The 14875-nt window shown below is 45.4% G+C and carries 15 protein-coding genes; 11 read left to right on the forward strand and 4 right to left on the reverse strand.

The window, feature by feature from the left end:
- Positions 1-9: 9 nt before the first annotated feature.
- Positions 10-909, forward strand: coding sequence for a flagellar hook-associated protein FlgL (gene flgL / locus R7P74_RS15570; RefSeq protein ID WP_005373998.1), 900 nt, complete (start codon positions 10-12; stop codon positions 907-909).
- A gap of 18 nt (positions 910-927) precedes the next feature.
- Positions 928-1968 (forward strand): flagellin, encoded by a 1041-nt coding sequence (locus R7P74_RS15575; RefSeq protein ID WP_005373996.1) that lies wholly within the window; start codon positions 928-930, stop codon positions 1966-1968.
- Between the two features lie 88 nt (positions 1969-2056).
- Here R7P74_RS15575 and R7P74_RS15580 read toward each other — a convergent pair whose 3' ends face one another.
- Complete coding sequence (locus R7P74_RS15580; protein ID WP_394628231.1) at positions 2057-4720, reverse strand: DUF2339 domain-containing protein; 2664 nt, start codon at positions 4718-4720, stop codon at positions 2057-2059.
- Positions 4721-5160: 440 nt separating this feature from the next.
- Between R7P74_RS15580 and R7P74_RS15585 the strand changes: the two genes are divergently transcribed.
- From R7P74_RS15585 to R7P74_RS15600, 4 genes are all read left to right on the forward strand, one after another.
- Entirely contained in the window at positions 5161-6960 is a 1800-nt protein-coding gene (locus tag R7P74_RS15585) for a cation:proton antiporter (RefSeq protein WP_104976290.1), read from the forward strand.
- 238 nt (positions 6961-7198) lie between these two features.
- Positions 7199-8218: a type 2 isopentenyl-diphosphate Delta-isomerase gene (gene fni / locus R7P74_RS15590; protein WP_005388695.1), complete on the forward strand. Its 1020-nt coding sequence runs from the start codon at positions 7199-7201 to the stop codon at positions 8216-8218.
- 194 nt (positions 8219-8412) lie between these two features.
- A complete protein-coding gene (locus tag R7P74_RS15595; protein WP_005373992.1) occupies positions 8413-8676 on the forward strand; it encodes a DUF3012 domain-containing protein in 264 nt (87 codons plus the stop codon).
- A gap of 252 nt (positions 8677-8928) precedes the next feature.
- Positions 8929-9327: a GFA family protein gene (locus tag R7P74_RS15600; RefSeq protein WP_005388696.1), complete on the forward strand. Its 399-nt coding sequence runs from the start codon at positions 8929-8931 to the stop codon at positions 9325-9327.
- Between the two features lie 93 nt (positions 9328-9420).
- Here R7P74_RS15600 and R7P74_RS15605 read toward each other — a convergent pair whose 3' ends face one another.
- A complete protein-coding gene (locus R7P74_RS15605) occupies positions 9421-9771 on the reverse strand; it encodes a rhodanese-like domain-containing protein (protein WP_025768015.1) in 351 nt (116 codons plus the stop codon).
- Between the two features lie 267 nt (positions 9772-10038).
- Between R7P74_RS15605 and R7P74_RS15610 the strand changes: the two genes are divergently transcribed.
- The 3 genes from R7P74_RS15610 to R7P74_RS15620 all read left to right on the forward strand — a co-directional run bounded on the left by R7P74_RS15610 (position 10039) and on the right by R7P74_RS15620 (position 12276).
- On the forward strand, positions 10039-10329 hold the full coding sequence (locus R7P74_RS15610; protein WP_005373989.1) for a co-chaperone GroES: 291 nt from the start codon (positions 10039-10041) through the stop codon (positions 10327-10329).
- A 33-nt stretch (positions 10330-10362) separates the two neighbouring features.
- Positions 10363-11961, forward strand: coding sequence for a chaperonin GroEL (groL, locus tag R7P74_RS15615; RefSeq protein WP_053304624.1), 1599 nt, complete (start codon positions 10363-10365; stop codon positions 11959-11961).
- Between the two features lie 105 nt (positions 11962-12066).
- Positions 12067-12276, forward strand: a complete 210-nt coding sequence (locus tag R7P74_RS15620) for a hypothetical protein (RefSeq protein ID WP_005373984.1) — start codon at positions 12067-12069, stop codon at positions 12274-12276.
- A gap of 131 nt (positions 12277-12407) precedes the next feature.
- Here R7P74_RS15620 and R7P74_RS15625 read toward each other — a convergent pair whose 3' ends face one another.
- Entirely contained in the window at positions 12408-13019 is a 612-nt protein-coding gene (locus R7P74_RS15625; protein WP_318122953.1) for a LysE family translocator, read from the reverse strand.
- Positions 13020-13128: 109 nt separating this feature from the next.
- Here R7P74_RS15625 and R7P74_RS15630 point away from each other — a divergent pair, with 109 nt between their 5' ends.
- Both R7P74_RS15630 and R7P74_RS15635 read left to right on the forward strand, forming a co-directional pair.
- Entirely contained in the window at positions 13129-14019 is an 891-nt protein-coding gene (locus tag R7P74_RS15630) for a LysR family transcriptional regulator (RefSeq protein ID WP_318122954.1), read from the forward strand.
- A gap of 59 nt (positions 14020-14078) precedes the next feature.
- Complete coding sequence (locus R7P74_RS15635; protein WP_005373979.1) at positions 14079-14450, forward strand: VOC family protein; 372 nt, start codon at positions 14079-14081, stop codon at positions 14448-14450.
- A gap of 98 nt (positions 14451-14548) precedes the next feature.
- Here R7P74_RS15635 and R7P74_RS15640 read toward each other — a convergent pair whose 3' ends face one another.
- Positions 14549-14770 (reverse strand): hypothetical protein, encoded by a 222-nt coding sequence (locus R7P74_RS15640; protein WP_017635120.1) that lies wholly within the window; start codon positions 14768-14770, stop codon positions 14549-14551.
- Between the last annotated feature and the right edge of the window lie 105 nt (positions 14771-14875).

Genomic DNA, 14875 nt, shown 5'->3' on the forward strand with positions numbered 1-14875 from the left:
AAAGTTTAGATGCGAATTAGTGACAATCAATTTAGTCAAATGATGTTGCACAGCTTGCAGAGCAATAGCGCGGGATTAGGCGAAGCTCTGCAACAGATGTCTACTGGCAAGCGCTTGACCAAGCTGTCTGACGATCCAATGGCTTCGATCAAGTTGCTTAACTTAGACCGAGAAACCAGTGCGATTGCTCAGTACAAAAACAACATTGAAAACGTAAAAACGACGCTATCGAGTCAAGAAACCCATTTAGATTCGATCAAAGAAAGCTTAAAAAGCATGCGAGACATCGCGCTTTGGGGTGCGAACGGCTCTCTTACTGACGAAAGTCGTGGCGGTATGATTACAGAGCTTAAGAGTTACCGTGACTCTATTGAGTCGTCTTTTAACGCGCAGGATGAAGAAGGGCACTACCTTTTCTCTGGTACTAAAACGGATACTGCGGCTGTAAGTAAAGCGAGCGGCAGCTACGTAATTGAAGGTAATAGTGACAAGCGTGTAGTAACAATTGCTAAAGGTGTCACGATGGATTCCAATATGACTGCAAAAGAAATATTGGACCTTGGGGGAGGCCATAACGTGCTTAACCAAATTGATGCGCTGATCAAAGAGTTTGAGAGCCCTACCGCCAACTTCAGAGCTGAAGTTGAGGCGAGTATCAGCGCTATCGACGATACTTTTTCAAACGTACTAGGGACCATGACTGAGATTGGTGGTCGACACAACAACTTAGATCTTGTTGGTGGCGCGCACAGTGAAAACAAGCTGTTCGTTGACAAAGTATCTGGAGACCTCTCTGCTCTGGACTATGGTGAAGCGTCGGTACGATTGAGTAATTACATGGCCGCTTTGCAAGCAACGCAAGCAAGCTATGTGAAGATCGATGGTTTGTCGCTGTTTGACCGTTTATAAGGTTAGGAAGTTCTTTTTATGGTAATGAGTACAGTAGAGGTTAGACCCCATAGCATACGCTTAGGTGGACAAGAACAAGCCTCTATCATGCCGACCCGTTCTGCAGACTCAAGTACGGCAATTAAACCGCGCCCGGCGCAAATTCAGGCTGACACTGCGTCAGCCTACTCTGTATCTGGTATTCAGCTTACGCAGGGTCAGCAGCAAGCCACGGCGGTTCAGATCGCGTCCAAATCGCTGCAGGTGATTGGCAAAGAGCTCACGCAAATTAAACGTGGTTTGACGCAAGCTATTAATCAAGGCGTACAAAATGTTCCTGGTTTGCAGGATACATTGGTTCGATCTAAAGCCACCATCCAAAAAGTCGTTGAGCAAGCACGTTTCGATGGCCAGAAAGTCCTAAATAACGAACTGCACTTAAAACTGGATAAAGCGGACATTCGTCGCTTTTCTATTCCAGGTTTGAATGTTCATCGCTTAAGCGACAAGGCCGAGCAAATCCGTTTGGATTTTCCTCAAGGTCAAGCGGTGATGATTCAGTTTGATGGACAATCAGACGGTGAGCGAACGGTCAAAATGCTGGATCGCAGCTTGATTGCGTTAGGAATGCGAGCCTCATTAGCCGATGATGGCAGCATTTTATTTGAAGCCAGAGACAACGCTTATCAACAAATGCAACAAAAGGTGATGGTAACGGGGGAAGGGCACCGCTTCCCTGCGGGACAGCCTAACGTTTTGAACTTAAAGTCTGAGCCAGATGGTATTGCGGAGCTCGGGTTTGATCTAGGCTCACGCGACGGCATCAAGCAGACGATTGCCAAAGTAAATCAGCATCTGAAACAAGTTCAAACGAGCTTGCAGGAAGCGAAAGCTTTTCATGGTGAACTGAATACTCAAATGCGTTCTATCCAAACCAAAACCGCACAGCTTTCAGTCAATGAAGTGAATGCAAAACTGGATGGATTCATGCAAAAGTCTGGCGAGTTTACTTCAACTTTTCAGGCATTGAATGCGCAAGCAAACGTGCGTCGTCATACCGTGGTCGCTTTACTGAAGTAACGAACACTCCAATGATTCCCGGCTTTACACTGTTATCGTCCCCCAATAACGAAAACAGCGCACTGTCGGGAATCTCTCTTTGGCTCGTCTAGGGCTCGAGTGCTTTTGCCACCGAACGATTCAATTTCTGGAATAGCCATCCAAGTGCTATCAAAGACGCACCTAAGCCTAAGAAGCTTATTGCTCGCCAGAACCCATCGAGAGAGCTCACATCCCATAAGAATACTTTCAGTGCGACACAGGCAAGGACCACTAGACCGACACGCTGCATCATCAGCCCCTGTTGGGTCACGCCGCGCCAAGTAAGCAATCCACCTACGAGCAAGCCAGCCACTGAATAACTGAACAACTCTGCCATGCTGGTTGGCTGATACAGCATCATCGATGTGGTTTGCCAGAATTGACGGATAGACATCCCCAACCAAATGGCTGCAAGTAAAAAGCCTAGACTAGCAATCGCAAATCGATGAACTTGCAACGTATTCCAGCGCTTAAACGTTGCGATAAGCAGGATGCAAGCTGGTAACAGCCAGCCGATACTCAGCATGTTAAAGATGGGAAGTGCTTGTGCCGAGACGTTATCAGTCACCAACGGCGATTCTGCCGTATTAAGCAAAATAATCAATATAGCGAACGCGCACCAAAGCAAGTAACTATAGATTTCGTAGATACGGCTTAAGCGTTGAGCAAATTGGCTGCGGTAGCTGTATACCAAACCCATAACTAATGCTTGATTGGCAAAGACTGCCGCACTTGTGAAGTCGATGTGCCCCAAGTAACCATATTGCCCCGTTAACCAGTAGTTAGTTTGGGTGAACAATGCCATTAAGAATACATGTAAAAACGCCCCTTCAAACCAGTTGGTCAGTTCTCGGTCCACTTGTTTTAGTGTTGAACGAGCATAAGACAAGATGAAGAGAGAAGGCATATAACTCACCAGAACCCAAGCCCAATGCCCAGCTTCTACCGGTTGCCATTCGGGGATGAAAGGTAGCAGCGTGAGTCGGATAACCAGTATTCCCATTGTCACTTTAATCGCCCAACTCGCAGGTCGAAATAACCCGACTTGAGCCTGTAAGGCCATTATCGCAACTTGTATTGAGATTGCTGTTGTTAACCAAGTATCGCTCAACCAAACAAAAGCAATACCTATGATTAAAGCATGCATAACGGCAGAGCATTCTAATGCCAACGAACGTGCACGCTGACCAAGCACAACGTAGTAAGTGGCCATCAATGCGCAGAATGCAGTCCAATACCACAGGTAGCCCTGCATAAATTCGTCAATATAAAACAACGTAATTAAGCTCATCGCGGGAGCCAGTACCAGCAGAAGCAGCCCACTGAGTTGCGAACGGTCACTAAGTGATTGGCAATATGTTCGATAGCAGATCAGCGCAATACTCACCGCCAATGCGAATAGGATGCTAGCTTCTCGCTCTACCATATACAGCGCATCAAAAGCGATGGTAAGAACTATCAGCGCGGTTGCTGAGACGAGTATGGATGGCAAAAATACACGTAATGACCAGCCTGTACGAAGTGCTGGTAGCCAGATGCTCGCAACAAGCAGCGTATAACAGTACGCCATTTGTAGAGTGTTCAGCTCCGGCATTCTGGTGACGGCAGAAAAGGTCAATAAAGCAGTTGCGAGAGCGGTAGCGGTCGGCGAGTTTGTCCACTTGCTTTGATAGTGACGAAAGCGAGGATTGAGCATCCAACCCATTCTCGGAACCGCGAAAATGAGATACAAAGTGATGGAGAGATAAATCACGAGCCACGAGAACAACCGTTCTGTTGGTACACTCTCAATCAACAGCAACATCCAAATGACATGTGGAATCGCGATACTTGGCGTAATCCATGCCCTACGCACTTTTTGCATCAATAAGGTCGCCGCGAACGAAATTGCGCAGATGTATCCGGCTAACAAGAAGTAGTTGGGTTCATTACCCCCAATCCACAGTGGTGCTGTGTAGCCACCAATTAAGCCAAGCACGGCCATTAACGGCCCTTGTCGCAATGATAATGCTAAACTGAAAAATGCCGCTGAAGCCAAGATGATCAACGAGATACTCGGCGTTAGCATTTGATAAACCACAAAGGCAAAAATGACGGTGCAGTAAATGCCCGTTAATCCCGTACCGGTAACAGCAGCAGGAACATACGTAAAACCTTGGGCTCGTGCTGCCCGTTGCGGATTCTGTTGTTCTTTACGGTGAAACCACTCGCCAACAAGCACCATAAGTAATGAGAGCACAAAGGCAAAGGACACTCGCATAAATGGCGAAAACTGGATGTGACTACCAATTACCTGTACGAGATAACCTCCACCGATCAGCATGGCCAATGCGCCTACCCAAACCAACCAATTTTCTTGAATGTTGCTAAGCAGGCTCTGAACTTTACTCTGAAGGAATGACTCATTTTCTTGACTAAAAACATCCAGTTGCACTTCTCTTGTCTGGGCGTACCCTTGATTCGCAGCGCTCTGGTCCAAGTCTAGGTTGGTAGCTGGATCATGTTCCCCAGAGGATGAGACATCTTTCTGTGGTGATTCTATGTGAGGTGACGTCGCTACAGATGGTGTGTCTTTTTCGATGCTGAATTGTTGGTGCGCTTGTTGGTTTGAGCCCCCATGGACACTGGCTCGTAGTGATGTGACTTCCTCACGAAGTTTGGCTAGTTCTTTTTCTAAAAGTGCAGCTCGGTTGGCGGCTTTCACTCCGATGAGGATGGCGAGACACGCCATGAACAGTGCTAGTATTACGTACAATCCATTTCTCCTTGCGTACGTCGCGTGACACACGATTCTTAACTTTGAGCACTTACGCTAAAGCTTAGTTCATGCTCTATGCCTTAGCCTCATATAGTGCTAGGTTCCGCGCTTTCTTTAGAAATCATTCTACATAATGAAACTCAATGCGTAATGATGAATTCGACAAAGTCGCACACTTGTGTGCCACTTTAAAACCTGATGAACAAAAATGAGTCGTTAAGTCATTGGGGGTCAACTATATTCATAGTTCTGATGCGATCGCCAAATGACTTCAAACATGTGCGTTTCGTAGCGATGTCATCGAAGGTCAGTCGTTTGATTTGCACGTTCGGTTGTTTCTATTTGACCGTAAGGCTGAATGTATTCGGGTATAGCGCATTCACGCGAAAAAAGACAAAAACAGGTAATTATTGATGCAAGTGGGTAATGAAGCGCTGGTGCTGTCAGCGGTTGGGGTTATTGGTTTAGGTTGCCAATGGTTAGCTTGGCGATTGCGTTTGCCAGCGATTTTATTTTTGTTGTTGGCAGGGCTGATCGTCGGGCCATTTATGCAGTGGTTAAATCCTGATGAGATATTAGGTAATTTGCTCTTTCCGTTGGTCTCTTTGGCGGTGGCAGTGATTTTATTTGAAGGCAGTTTGACCTTAAATTTTAAAGAAATTCGTGGCGTGAGTGGTTCGGTATGGAGCATTGTTTCCATCGGGGCGATCATTTCGTGGGCAGCGACCAGTATCGCAACACACTATTTCCTCGGCTTTACTTGGGAGCTTGCCATGTTGTTCGGCAGCTTAACCGTAGTAACAGGGCCGACGGTCATCGTGCCACTTCTACGAACCGTAAGACCTAACAGTACGCTTGCTAACATTTTGCGCTGGGAAGGGATTTTGATTGACCCGCTCGGTGCGCTTTTTGTTGTGATGGTTTACGAGTTTATCGTATCTCACAGTGCGATAAATAGCGTCGAAGTGTTTGGGACGATCATTGCTGTCGGTGTCATGCTAGGTGCGGCCTCAGGCTATGCAGTTGCGACGATCATGCGTCGTTCTTGGCTACCGGAATATTTGCAGCCATTTGCGGTTTTGATGGTGGTTCTAGGTGTATTTTCGGTCTCTAACCACATTGAGTCTGAAGCTGGGTTACTAACCGTCACCGTAATGGGTATGTGGCTCGCAAACGCTAAAGACATCAATATTCAGCAAATTCTGCACTTTAAAGAGCATTTAACCATTTTACTGATCACCGGATTGTTCATCTTCCTTGCGGCTCGAATCAGTCTGGATGATTTTGCTGCGCTAGGTAGCGGTGCGTTATTGTTGTTTGTATTTATGCAGTTAGTGTCGCGTCCGTTATCGATTTTTCTTTCAACCTTCCGCAGCAACTTGCGTCTTAAAGATAAGCTGTTTTTGTCTTGGGTTGCACCGCGCGGTATTGTTGCAGCTTCGATTTCGTCTCTTTTCGCGATCAAATTGACTGAATACGGCATTGATGAAGCGATTTTACTGGTCCCTATGACCTTCATGGTGATTATAGGAACGGTCGTGTTACAAAGTGCGACGGCACGTCCTGTAGCGCTGACATTGGGCGTCGCAGAGCCAGCACCACGCGGCTTCTTGTTGATTGGTGCTAACCGAGTAGCAAGAGAAATAGGGCAGGCGTTGTCGCGTTATGACCGTCGCGTATTAATGACTGACTCAAACTGGGAGTACATCAGTCAGGTTCGTATGTTGGGACTGGATTACTATTACGGCAACCCTATTTCTAGTCACGCGGACGACAACTTGAACTTGATAGGAATAGGTCAAGTGGTTGCATTAACGCCCGATCAGCATTTCAACATTATGGCTTGCATGCAATTCGTCGACGAGTTTGGGGAAGATAAAGTTCACTGCTTACAAAAAGTGAAAACCAACAGCAATGACAGCGAGAAGCACTCCGTGGCTCAGGAGTACCATGGTAAATTGCTGATGGGCGGCAATGTAAGCTATACCCAGCTAGCCAGTATGTTAAGTCGTGGTGCAGAGGTTAAACACACGAAATTGAGCGATAACTTCACGTATCAAGATTATTTAGCGCATCACAAAGGTAGTTCAGTTGTACCGCTGTTCCATGTAGAAGAAAAAGGAAAAATTCAATTCTGTGATGATCCCGAACAGTTTGAACCAACGACGACAAGCACTGTTGTGTCGCTAATTCTGTCGGACAGCGTAAAGTAAACTACAGAGCAATGTGATCCATTTTCATCATGGGTATCGTACGCTGATTATCTCAATTTGAAGAGAAACTTGCCGGCTTGTTTAAAACGGAAAGCGAGTTTCTTTTCTTATAATGTCAGGGGCAGTCGAGATTCATTACTCGTTTCGGAAAAGTAATCCGGTAAATTCACAAAATTCGCATTGACGTTACTGATAAGGATCGCAATACTGCGCGACTGTTTTACTTTAGGGTGACATTATGGCTCCGCAAACTAACCGAAAAGATTTACACCTAGATGCTGTTTTACATCATGATATGAGCATGAAGCATAAAACGGCGGGTTTTGAGTCTGTCGAGTTTGAACACTGTGCGCTGCCAGAATGTGACTTTCACGCGATCGATTTATCGACAGAGTTTCTTGGTCATCAATTAGCGCTACCGTTTTTGATTAGCTCGATGACTGGCGGAGCAAAAGACGCAGAAACGATCAATTGTCGTCTAGCTGAAGCAGCAAGTGAATTAGGTATTGCCATGGGTGTGGGCTCGCAACGGATTAGCTTAGAAGAAAGTCAGCATTCGGGCTTGGGTAAAACCATTCGTGAGTTGGCGAAAGAAGTACCATTGTATTCCAATCTTGGAGCCGCTCAATTGCTCGATAAAGGTAAACTCGATAATGCGCAACGTGCGGTTGAGGCGATTCAAGCCGATGCCTTGTTTGTGCACGTTAATCCAATGCAGGAAGCGTTTCAGAAAAATGGCGACCACAATTGGGTTGGTGTTTTCCAGGCAATTGAGATGCTTAAATCTCGCGTGAAGGTTCCTATCATTATCAAAGAAGTCGGTTTTGGTATTAGCGGACACGTTGCGCAGCGATTAATTGATGCTGGTGTGGATGCAATTGACGTTGCGGGCGCGGGTGGCACAAGCTGGAGTGCGGTTGAAGGGTATTGCCAAGATAATCCGAAAATGCAGCGTGCAGCCGAGCTTTTCCGCGATTGGGGTGTCCCTACAGCAACATGTTTGGCTCAAATCCGCGCACTGCATCCTACATTACCCTTGATCGCCTCGGGAGGTGTTCATAACGGACTTGAAGCGGCGAAAGCCATTCATTTGGGTGCTAATCTCATTGGGCAAGCTGGTGCGGTATTAAAAGCTGCGACGATCAGCACGCAGTCTGTCGTCGATCACTTTGAACAAATGGCATTAGAGCTGCGTTTAGCGTGCTTTGGTACTGGCTCTTTTAAGGTTGGTGAGCTAACAAAAGCGCGCTGCCTATAGCTTTTAGAATGGCGCGCTTTACACAGAGTCGCTCAATAATTTTTCGGTGTCTTAACACGTAGACTGATAATTTCGTTATAGTTGATACAAAAGTCACTTCAGCTAGTGACGCCTTTATTCAGACACTTGAATGGGCATGTGTTGAAGAGATTGAGTTTAATTTTACTATTGTTTGCAACTGGAACCTTAAATTTATGAAAAAACTAGTCATGCTGATGTTGGCGGCTTCTGCTTTGACCGCTTGTAGTGATGAAGTGGGCACTGAAGGCTGGTGTAACGACATGCGCGATAAGCCAAAAACAGAATGGACAGCAGACAACGCGGTAGACTTTGCAAAGCATTGTGTTCTGCAAGATGGTGTCGGCAGCGAGCAATGGTGTGAAAACCTGAAAGATAAGCCGAAAGGTGACTGGACTGCAAACGAAGCGACCAGCTTTACTAAACACTGCATTTTTTAAGCACAGCGGAAAGCGCCTTTTCTGAGGCGACATTCTGTGAGGTAAACACCAAGCGTTATTGCTTGGTGTTTTTGTATCTAAAATAGCTCGATTTTTCACGTGTCGAGCGCACTTCCCTCTGAATGGAATGTTTTACATTTTCGTTTCATTTTTGAAAACCTGTATTGCCTGTCTTTAATTTTTCGTATTGCAGTGGCATGGTGTCGAGATAGCCATCTAATTCAATTAGATTCATAACAAAAAGGAATTCAAATGGAAGTACTAAAAGGCTCATGTCTGTGCGGCAAGGTAAAGTTGGAAGTGGCAGATGAATTTAAGTACATGGGAAATTGCCATTGCTCTGAATGCCGCAAGTTCACAGGTTCTGACTATTCATCTGCCGGTGGTATTGCGTTGGATAAACTGCTTATTATCCAAGGGAAAGAAGATATTCAAACTTATCAGAAAAGCGAAAATACCATGCTATGCTTTTGTCGCCACTGCGGATCAAGTCTGTATTCGAAAAAGAACAATGGGATCGTCAATATTCGCCTTGGTATCTTGGATGACACACCTTCTCACAAGCCTGATTTCCATATTTTTGTCGCGTCGAAAGCGCCGTGGCTCGAGATATCGGATAACCTAACTCAATTTGATGCAGGGCCAAAATAGAGTTGTTGTAGATAAGTATTTAGAAACAGAGCGCGTTACAATACGCTTGCGACGCGCTCTGTGCTTTTACTTTGTATATTAGAACGGAGACGACTATTTGGCGTCTTGTAGTTCTTCAAAGCCACCTGCATTGTGCAGATTCGTAAAGCCTTGCGATTGTAAGTATTGATACGCTTTGCCAGAGCGGTTACCACTGCGACAGTACAACACGATAGCTTGATCTTTATCGACGTCTTGAAAATGTTTATCAAGTTCAGATAAAGGGAAGTTGACGGCATTATCCAAATGCCCTTCAGAAAACTCTTGCGGCGTGCGCACATCGACAATCATCGCGCCCTCGTCAATCAATTGCCAACCTTGTTCAGCGCGTTCAGAAGCTGACACGTTGGGTGAGAGGAAGCCAACGCATAACGTTGCAAGAAATAGAGATACGGCCTTTTTCATTGTTTGATTATCCTTTTTAAGAGTACGTAACCACTCTAGATTTGATTGAGCACATTTTCCATCATAAAGAGATGCTAAGTGGTTGTGAATGCGATAATTCGATAGAAAATTTTATTTAATTTAATAAAAAATTTTTATCAAATTCACCTCTTGAACTCTAATTTTTCGACCTTATTATTTTCATCGAAAGCGAGCTGTCGACTCGCAAATCCATCTTGATGTTTATTTTGTCTTTTATTTTTGGTTCCAAGTAGGAGGCACTTAAAAATGAAAATTCGTCCTTTAAATGACAAGCTAATTGTTGAAAGACAAGAGGTGGAAAATAAATCTGAAGGGGGAATCGTTTTAACTTCTCAGTCGGTGAAAAAATCAAACCGCGGGAAAGTCATTGCTGTTGGTTTAGGTAAACGTCTTGAAAATGGCGAACGCGCTGCGATGGAAGTCAAAGTGGGCGACCAAATCATTTTCAATGACGGTTACGGCGTGAAAACCGAGAAAATTGACGGCGCAGAATACTTAATTCTGTCCGAATCTGATGTGTTAGCAATCGTTGAGTAATTATTTTTGTAGTAGTTTTTTGAGGAGATAACCATGGCTGCAAAAGACGTATTATTTGCTAATGACGCACGTCAAAAAATGCTGAAAGGTGTGAACTTACTGGCGGACGCAGTAAAAGTGACACTAGGCCCGAAAGGCCGCAACGTTGTGCTTGATAAATCTTACGGCGCGCCAACCATCACCAAAGATGGCGTGTCTGTAGCGAAAGAAATCGAACTGAAAGATAAGTTCGAAAACATGGGCGCACAAATGGTGAAACAAGTGGCGTCCAAAGCGAATGATGAAGCGGGGGACGGTACAACGACCGCTACCGTACTGGCGCAATCTTTCATCAATGAAGGTCTTAAAGCGGTAGCCTCTGGCATGAACCCAATGGACCTAAAACGTGGTATCGACAAAGCCACTGAAGCGGCGGTTGAGAAACTACGTGAAATGTCTAAACCATGCAGCGACAAAGAATCCATCACCCAAGTGGGTAGCATTTCTGCAAACAGCGATCGCGCGATCGGTGAAATCATTGCAGAAGCGATGGAGAAAGTGGGTCGCAATGGCGTGATTACGGTTGAAGAAGGCCAAGGTCTAAACAACGAATTGTCTGTGGTTGAAGGTATGCAATTTGACCGCGGTTACTTGTCGCCATACTTCATCACTAACCAAGAAAATGGCAGCGTAGAGCTAGACAACCCTTACATCCTATTGGTGGACAAAAAAGTCAGCAGCATCCGCGAGCTATTGCCTGTACTAGAAGAAGTGGCGAAATCTTCTCGCTCGCTATTGATCATTGCTGAAGACATCGAAGGTGAAGCGCTAGCGACATTGGTTGTGAACAACATGCGCGGCATCGTGCGTGCGACCGCGGTGAAAGCGCCTGGCTTTGGTGACAACCGTAAAGCGATGATGGAAGACATTGCGGTACTAACTGCTGGTACGGTCATCTCTGAAGAAATCGGCCTAGAGCTCGAAAAAGCAACGTTAGAGCAACTAGGTAGTGCGAAGAAAGTGACCATCACCAAAGACACAACAACCATTGTGGGTGGTGCAGCAGAAGCAAGTGCGATTGCTGATCGTGTGGCTTCGATTGAAAAACAAATCGAAACAACCACCTCTCAATACGATAAAGACAAGCTTCAACAACGTGTTGCGAAGCTTTCTGGCGGCGTAGCGGTGATCAAGATCGGCGCTGCAACCGAAGTTGAGATGAAAGAGAAGAAAGATCGCGTGGACGATGCACTACACGCTACTCGCGCAGCGGTTGAAGAAGGTATTGTTGCTGGTGGTGGTGTTGCCCTAACTAAGATCGCGAAAGAATTGGCGGATCTAAAAGGCGACAATGATGACCAAAACGTGGGTATCCGAGTTGCGCTACGTGCAATGGAAGAGCCTCTTCGTCAAATCGCAACTAACGCAGGTGACGAAGCTTCTGTTGTGGCGAACGCTGTCAAAGCTGGTGACTCCGATTACGGTTACAACGCTGCAACAGGTGAATACGGCAACATGATCGAAATGGGCATCTTGGACCCTGCGAAAGTAACACGTTCAGCGCTTCAATTCGCAGCGTCTGTTGCTGGCTTGATGATCACCACTGAAGCGATGATCACCAACCACGTTGAAGACAAAGAACTTGATATCTAACGTCATCAATCGTTAGTGATTAAATAAGCGTTAAAATAACAATAACATTGCAAAACCTAAGCGGGCTCGCTTGAGCCCGCTAATCAGTCATTTGAGGTAAGTGTTATGACCCGTTTACCTGCGTTTTCTTTCTCAATATCTGAGCCGGGCGGTAATGAAGCTTCGTCAACGTGGCCGACTGCTATTCACTTCCCCCTCGTTCCAGCTGGGCCAGAGTTTTCGATCGAAAATGCTCTGCCTAAACGTCCGACAGTGACGATATTCACTATCGATCTGTCTCAGTTATTTAAAGGGGACGCTCGGGTCATCCATTAACTGTATCGAAACAGCCAGCGCACGTTGGCTGTTTTTTTCTAATTTAAAGTATTGATAGTGTAGATTTTTATTTGATTACTGCCACTTGTTCAATGATCAATTTGAATTGGGGTAATCGGACCGCAAGCGTACTACACCTTTAAGCCCAGCATCGCGCCGAAAATGATCAATCCCGCCCCACATGCTTGATTGAGTCGATGCTTAATCTTCAACAAGAAAGCTTGTAGCTGGGATGACGTGAATAAAACAGCAACGATAGAAAACCAAATACCATGCAGCGCAATCATATAAATCCCGTAGAACAAGGCGATGTGTTGCTGACTAGAGTCGGGAGAAATCACTTGGCTAAAAATACTCAGAAAAAACAGCATCGTCTTGGGATTGAGTAAATTACACAGAAACCCCTGCATGAAAAATCGCCACATTGAATACTCGCTCTGTTGAACGGTTTCTGAGTTTGATGCAGGTTGCGAGGAGAATATTCCTTTAATCCCAAGGTAGACAAGATAAGCGGCCCCAAGATAGCGCACGAGATTAAACAACCATTCATTTTGTGAAATTAAGTAACTGATCCCCAGCATGGAGTAAGCGATGTGGATGCTTATCGCCATGCTGATACCAATCGCACTGTATACGCCTGCTTTTCGTCCTTGATTTAAGCTATTTCTTAATACCAAAACAAAGTCTGCGCCAGGGCTAATAACAATAAGCACACCTAATAACGCAAGAGTTACAAATTCCATATCGATTTCCTGTTTGAATGATGAAGTCTGGGATGTAGCGGAATTGTAGGCGTCTTTATTACTGACTATAATCGAAAAACATTCCCATATTGGTGAGAAAAACTCACAGATGCGTTACCTGAAATCTTTTTATGTCTTCCACGTTGCGGCGAGTTCTTCAAGCTACACTGAAGCGGCTGACAAACTGAACATTACCCACGGAGCCGTGAGTAAGCAGATCAAGCAACTTGAGCAATATCTGTCTCAACCTTTGTTCTTCAAAGAGGGCAGGAAAGTCGTGTTGACGGCGGAAGGCGAATTACTCAAGACATACACAGAAACGGCATTCCAAACGCTAGAAACAGGCGTGAATACGCTTATTCAAGAGAAGCATCAGCATCTTGAAGTGTCTTGTGAACCGACATTAACCATGCGCTGGTTGATGCCAAGGTTGGCCGCGTTTAATGATGAACACCGTGCTGATGTTCGTTTGTCGACGGCTGGTGGCCCGGTAACATTAGGAGCAACTGGGCTTTCGATGGCGATTCGTCGAGACGATTTTGCGCAGCATCACGATTACGACAAAACCATTCTTGTGGAAGAGTGGGTGGGGCCGGTATTTTCTCCTGAGTATTGGCAATCCATTAAAGACAATTTGAAAGCAGCTCGATTGTTGAATAGCCAAACCAGACCGAATGCTTGGGCGGATTGGCAGCAATCAACACGTTGTGAAACTTTCAACGGCAACACTCAGCAATCATTCGCGCATTTTTATTTTTGCATACAAGCAGCGGTGGATGGCTTAGGCGTCGCAATGGGATCGTATCCTTTTGTCATGGACGATATTAAGCGTGGTAATTTGGTCGCACCATTTGGGTTTTCTCCATCAAGTTGCAATTACGTTTTATTGAGTCAAGATAAAAAGCGTACAGAACTCGAACATAAATTTATCACGTGGTTACAAACGCAAATGGCAGAGTGTGTGCCACTGTCATCACAGCAGATTACGCAAGGCGAATAGAAGGCATAGAGCGAGATTACGTCAGTCAGTTTTATGGAAAAAGGCTTAGGAAATTGGAAATGGAAAACCTCAATATTGTTGAAATCAAATCATTTGTTCCGGCGAAAGATTACGCGCTATCAAAACGTTTTTATGAGGCGATTGGCTTTGAAATGGCATCGGACTTCGGTGATGTAGCATACTTCTCTCAAGGTAGCTGCGCGTTTCTTTTACAGAATTTTTATGAGCCAGAACACGGTAATAACTTCATGATGCACTTGCTCGTAGAAGACGCAGAAAGCTGGCATCAGCACTTATCCAAAGTGGGTCATGAAGAATTTGGTTCGCGTTTGACTGAGCTGGTCGAGCAACCTTGGGGCATGCGCGAATGTTGTTTGTTTGACCCTAGCGGCGTTTTATGGCGAATTGGTCAGAACATGAATACTGACTAACGCCAGTCTTATTTTCACCACATCTACGCGCAGGTATTGAGATCTCGATATCTGCGCGTTTTCTTTTTTACTTAGCCTTGCCAACGTTTGTAGCGCACTCACGCCTTTTTCGAGGTGGTGTGCGATGGGCTAACGCCAAAAAACTCCTCAAGCAGCATGGCTTTGAGTTCTGCTCTGACTTCTGCGCCACCGATTAACGCCAAAAGTGCGAGTCCTCCTGGAATAAGGATGACCATTAATATCGGTCTTAAAATATACGAAAAGCAGAAGATGGTCGGGAAGAAAATCAATCCTTGGCCTAGTTTGTTTAATACGTACATGAGCGATTCCTTTTGTTTTTATATAAAATGAGCGTGCTCAATTTTATAAATGAGCGCGCTCAATTTGTCAATCTCAACCACGCAAGGTATGATCCTTTCAGGCTC

This window comes from Vibrio sp. 2033, from assembly GCF_033339735.1.

Bases quoted from the DNA above. Each gene is read 5' to 3' on its own strand.
- flgL (WP_005373998.1), top strand. From the start codon at position 10: ATGCGAATTAGTGACAATCAATTTAGTCAAATGATGTTGCACAGCTTG.
- R7P74_RS15575 (WP_005373996.1), top strand. From the start codon at position 928: ATGGTAATGAGTACAGTAGAGGTTAGACCCCATAGCATACGCTTAGGT.
- R7P74_RS15580 (WP_394628231.1), bottom strand. From the start codon at position 4,720: ATGGCGTGTCTCGCCATCCTCATCGGAGTGAAAGCCGCCAACCGAGCT.
- R7P74_RS15585 (WP_104976290.1), top strand. From the start codon at position 5,161: ATGCAAGTGGGTAATGAAGCGCTGGTGCTGTCAGCGGTTGGGGTTATT.
- fni (WP_005388695.1), top strand. From the start codon at position 7,199: ATGGCTCCGCAAACTAACCGAAAAGATTTACACCTAGATGCTGTTTTA.
- R7P74_RS15595 (WP_005373992.1), top strand. From the start codon at position 8,413: ATGAAAAAACTAGTCATGCTGATGTTGGCGGCTTCTGCTTTGACCGCT.
- R7P74_RS15600 (WP_005388696.1), top strand. From the start codon at position 8,929: ATGGAAGTACTAAAAGGCTCATGTCTGTGCGGCAAGGTAAAGTTGGAA.
- R7P74_RS15605 (WP_025768015.1), bottom strand. From the start codon at position 9,771: ATGAAAAAGGCCGTATCTCTATTTCTTGCAACGTTATGCGTTGGCTTC.
- R7P74_RS15610 (WP_005373989.1), top strand. From the start codon at position 10,039: ATGAAAATTCGTCCTTTAAATGACAAGCTAATTGTTGAAAGACAAGAG.
- groL (WP_053304624.1), top strand. From the start codon at position 10,363: ATGGCTGCAAAAGACGTATTATTTGCTAATGACGCACGTCAAAAAATG.
- R7P74_RS15620 (WP_005373984.1), top strand. From the start codon at position 12,067: ATGACCCGTTTACCTGCGTTTTCTTTCTCAATATCTGAGCCGGGCGGT.
- R7P74_RS15625 (WP_318122953.1), bottom strand. From the start codon at position 13,019: ATGGAATTTGTAACTCTTGCGTTATTAGGTGTGCTTATTGTTATTAGC.
- R7P74_RS15630 (WP_318122954.1), top strand. From the start codon at position 13,129: ATGCGTTACCTGAAATCTTTTTATGTCTTCCACGTTGCGGCGAGTTCT.
- R7P74_RS15635 (WP_005373979.1), top strand. From the start codon at position 14,079: ATGGAAAACCTCAATATTGTTGAAATCAAATCATTTGTTCCGGCGAAA.
- R7P74_RS15640 (WP_017635120.1), bottom strand. From the start codon at position 14,770: ATGTACGTATTAAACAAACTAGGCCAAGGATTGATTTTCTTCCCGACC.